The 4135-nt window shown below is 67.2% G+C and carries 3 protein-coding genes and 1 tRNA gene; all 4 read right to left on the bottom strand.

Annotation, left to right across the window (positions count from 1 at the left end):
* Positions 1–567: 567 nt before the first annotated feature.
* Positions 568–1539 (bottom strand): NAD-dependent epimerase/dehydratase family protein, encoded by a 972-nt coding sequence (locus JHC99_RS17820; protein ID WP_292156012.1) that lies wholly within the window; start codon positions 1537–1539, stop codon positions 568–570.
* Positions 1540–1546: 7 nt separating this feature from the next.
* Positions 1547–2851 (bottom strand): UDP-glucose/GDP-mannose dehydrogenase family protein, encoded by a 1305-nt coding sequence (locus JHC99_RS17815; RefSeq protein ID WP_292156011.1) that lies wholly within the window; start codon positions 2849–2851, stop codon positions 1547–1549.
* Positions 2852–2949: 98 nt separating this feature from the next.
* Positions 2950–3024 (bottom strand) — tRNA-Val (locus JHC99_RS17810).
* Positions 3025–3085: 61 nt separating this feature from the next.
* Positions 3086–4126: an alanine racemase gene (gene alr / locus JHC99_RS17805; RefSeq protein WP_292156014.1), complete on the bottom strand. Its 1041-nt coding sequence runs from the start codon at positions 4124–4126 to the stop codon at positions 3086–3088.
* Between the last annotated feature and the right edge of the window lie 9 nt (positions 4127–4135).

Raw genomic sequence — 4135 nt, 5'->3', positions numbered from 1 at the left:
CTCCAGCCCAGGCCGAGCCTGCGGAGGCGAGGGTTACGGCGGCTGCGATGATGATGATCCGGTTCACTGCGCTCACTCCAATGTCGATGAACGACCTAGAGCAAGAGGTGCGCCGCACGGTGGGTTTGCACCCGGGACGGGGATAGTAACCATGTTGCTTCACCTCAAAGGCGAGCGCGAGGTCTTCCGGAACGGTTGCAAATGCTCATCGGAACTGTGGTGCTTGAGTGCAAGTGAGTGCCCCTGACAGGCGAAGCTTTGCCGCGGTCATTCCCTCGGCGGCGGTTGGATGGATGCGGCTGAAAGCCAGTGCTGGCGGGATTTCTCGCCCCGGGACCGTGCCTGGCGCTGATCGCATCGAAGCGGCCGAACACTGCGCGATGGCCGGGCCGGGCGGGCCGTCTCCCGCGATGGGCGTGCTTTACCCGCTACCGGTTGAACTCTGCCGTCGTCCCGCCCCGCCGACCTCGGCGCACCTGTTGGGGGCAGACCAGGTCGGGCCGGCATCGTGTCGGGGTGTGCCAGCACGGGCCGACCGACTGTTCCAGATCGGGACGGTCGGCTGGTTCAGGCCATTGCGCGCCAGTCGCGCCACCAGGTGACGAACCGCCCGAGCCCCTCGGCCAGCGCGACCCGGGGTGCATAGCCGGTCAGGGCGTTCAGCTTGGTGATGTCGGCGTAGGTCGAGGTGACGTCGCCCGGCTGCATCGGCCGCATGATCTTGACGGCCTCGCGCTCCAGGGCGGTCTCGAGCGTCCGGATCATATCCATCAGACCGACGGGGCTGGAGTCCCCGATATTGTAGATATCATGTGCCCCTGCTGCTGGCGGCCGATCCAGCACCCCGATCACCCCATCGACGATGTCATCGACGTAGGTGAAGTCCCGCGCCATCCGGCCCTCGCCATAGACCTCGATCGGGTCGCCCCGCATGATCTTCTCGGTGAAGCTGAAATAAGCCATGTCCGGCCGGCCCATCGGTCCATAGACGGTGAAGAACCGCAGGCCCGACTGCGGAAAGCCGTAGAGCGAAGCATAGCTCTGGCTCAGCAGTTCGCAGGACCGTTTGGTCGCGGCGTACAGAGACACCGGCGAAACCGTAGGATCGTCCTCGCGAAAGCCCTGGCCGGTCAGCGGACGGTCGCCATAGACCGAGCTGGACGAGGCATAGACCAGATGCTCGACCTCGCCGTGGCGGCAGGCTTCCAGGATCGACAGATGGCCCGCCAGGTTGGACCGTTCATAGGCGAAGGGGTGGTCGATCGAAAAGCGGACCCCGGCCTGGGCGGCCAGGTGAACGACCCGTTTGGCGCCCGTGTCCCGGACCAGGGCGCGCATGGCCTCGGGCTCGGCGATGTCGGCGCGCACCATCCGGAACGCGGGATGAGCCGCCAGCCGGGCCGCCCGCAGCTCCTTCAGCGCCGGGTCGTAATAGGTACTGAAGTCATCGACGCCGACGACCGTATCGCCGCGCTGCAACAGCCGCTCGGCGACGTGCATCCCGACGAATCCGGCCGCCCCGGTGACGATGACGGTCATGGTGCCCCTATCCCCGGCCGATGCTGGTGTAGGCGAAGCCGCGCGCCCGCATTTCGGCGGGGCGATAGACGTTCCTCAGATCGACCATGACGGCGGCGCGGGCCAGCAGCTTGATCCGGTCCAGATCCAGGGCCCGGAACTGGTCCCATTCGGTCAGGATGACGACCGCATCGGCATCGACGATCGCGCTGTAGGCGTCGTCGCGGTAGTCGATGTCAGGCAGCAGCTTCCTCGCCTCGTCCATGCTTTCGGGATCGTAGGCCTGGACCTTGACCCCGGCCGCGATCAGGGCGGGCACGATATCCAGGCTGGGCGCGTCGCGCATGTCGTCGGTATTGGGCTTGAAGGCCAGACCCAGGATGCCGACGGTCTTGCCCTTCGGCTCGCCGCCCAGGGCCGCGATGATGCGGTCGGCCATCGCCTTCTTGCGCGCATCGTTGACCTCGACCGTGGTCTCGATCAGCCGGACCGGTGCGCCGTACTGCTGGGCCGTGCGGACCAGGGCGACGGTGTCCTTGGGGAAGCACGACCCGCCGTAGCCCGGCCCGGCGTTGAGGAATTTGGACCCGATCCGGCCATCCAGCCCGATGCCCTTGGCGACCTGCTGCACGTCGGCCCCGACCTTTTCGCACAGGTCGGCGATCTCGTTGATGAAGGTGATCTTCAAGGCCAGGAAGGCGTTGCCGGCGTATTTGATCAGCTCCGAAGTCCGGCGCGACGTATAGATCACCGGAAAGTCGTTGAGGCTGAGCGGGCGGTAGATCTCGGCCATGACCTTGCGGGCGCGTTCGTCGTCCGTGCCGATGACGACGCGGTCGGGGCGTTTGAAATCCTCGATGGCGGCGCCTTCGCGCAGGAACTCGGGGTTCGAGACGACGGCGAAGTCCGCGTCGGAATTGACCCGGCGGATGATGGCCTCGACCTCGTCGCCGGTGCCGACCGGCACGGTCGATTTGTTGACGATGACCGTGAAGCCCTGGATCAGGCCTGCGATCTCCTCGGCCGCGGCATAGACATAGGACAGGTCGGCATGGCCGTCCCCGCGCCGGGTCGGGGTGCCCACGGCGATGAAGACCACGTCGGCCGCCCGGATCGCCTCGGCCCCGTCCAGGGTGAAGTCCAGCCGTCCGGCGCGAACGTTCTCGGCGACCAGGCTTTCCAGCCCCGGTTCGAATATCGGGATCTGGCCGTTCTCCAGCCGCTCGATCTTGCCGGAGTCCTTGTCGACGCAGACGACCGTATGGCCGAAGTCGGCGAAACAGGCGCCAGAAACCAGGCCGACATAGCCCGTGCCGATGATCGCGACCTTCATCGAAGGAAACCCCGTCTGCGCCGCCTGTCTGGGGACGTGCGCTCAAATCCTGCTGTGCGCCCGATGGCGGTCGAAGAAGGAACTCTATGACAGGGGAATGGTGGATGCGACAGGGATTGAACCTGTGACCCCCTCGGTGTGAACGAGGTGCTCTCCCGCTGAGCTACGCATCCGGCCGTTTCAGGAGGCGGGGACATAGCCCGGCGCGGGCGAGGGCGCAAGCGTTGGGCGTGCTCAGCCGATATAGACCCGGGGCACGCGCGGCAGGATCGAGGTCAGCAGCTCGTAGGAGATGGTGCCGGCGGCGTTGGCGGCGTCGTCCAGCATCCGGTTGGCTCCAAACAGTTCGACGGCATCGCCAAGGGCGGCGTCGGTGTCGGTGATGTCGACGGCGATCACATCCATCGAGACGCGGCCCAGCAGGGGCAGGAGGGTGCCGTTGAGCCAGACCTGACCCTGGCCCCGGCTGTAGGAGCGCAGCAGACCGTCGGCATATCCGGTGGCGCAGGTTGCGACGCGGGTCGGGCGGGTGGCGATGAAGCCGCGCGAATAGCCGACGCTCTCGCCGACCGGCACGTCGCGGACCTGGAGGATGTCGGCCGTCAGGGCGGCGACGGGGGCGATGCGTGGGTCCGGCTTTCCTTCCGGGCCGCCGCCGTACAGGGATATGCCGGGGCGCACGGCGTCGAAGGCGAAGTCCGCTCCCAGGAAACAGCCGCTGGAGTTGGCGAAGGACCGGATCGCGCCGGGATAGCGGTCGCAGACAGCGGCATAGGCCTCGCGCTGACGCCGGTTCATCGGCTCGGCCGGATCGTCGGCGCAGGCCAGGTGGCTCATGACCAGTTCGACCCCCTCGAAGGGTTCGGGCGCATCCTCGGGCCGGAAGCCCAGACGGTTCATGCCGGTGTCGATCTGGACCGCGCAGGCGCCGCCGCCGGACGCCAGCCAGGCCTGTTGCTGGGCCGGCTGGTTGATGACGGGACGCAGGTTCGCGGCGCGCAGATCGGGGATGGAATCGCCCGGACAGCCGTCCAGAATGTAGATCGTCGGCTCGGCCCCCAAGGCGGCGCGCAGCAGCACGCCTTCGGACACCCGAGCCACGAAGAAGGTTCGCGCGCCTTCCTTCATCAGTCGACCCGCGCAGGCCGCGGCGCCGAGACCATAGCCGTCCGCCTTGACGACCGGGTGGGCCGGCGATCCGCTGACCGACGACAGGGTGTGGAAATTGCGGGCGAGCGCATTCAGGTCGACGGTCAGGCGGGCGGGGGCTGTCATGATCAGGGG

Source organism: Brevundimonas sp., assembly GCF_016463485.1.
Lineage (GTDB): Bacteria > Pseudomonadota > Alphaproteobacteria > Caulobacterales > Caulobacteraceae > Brevundimonas.
Note: the sequence above shows the minus strand (reverse complement) of the source record. Positions and strands in the feature narration are given on the sequence as shown.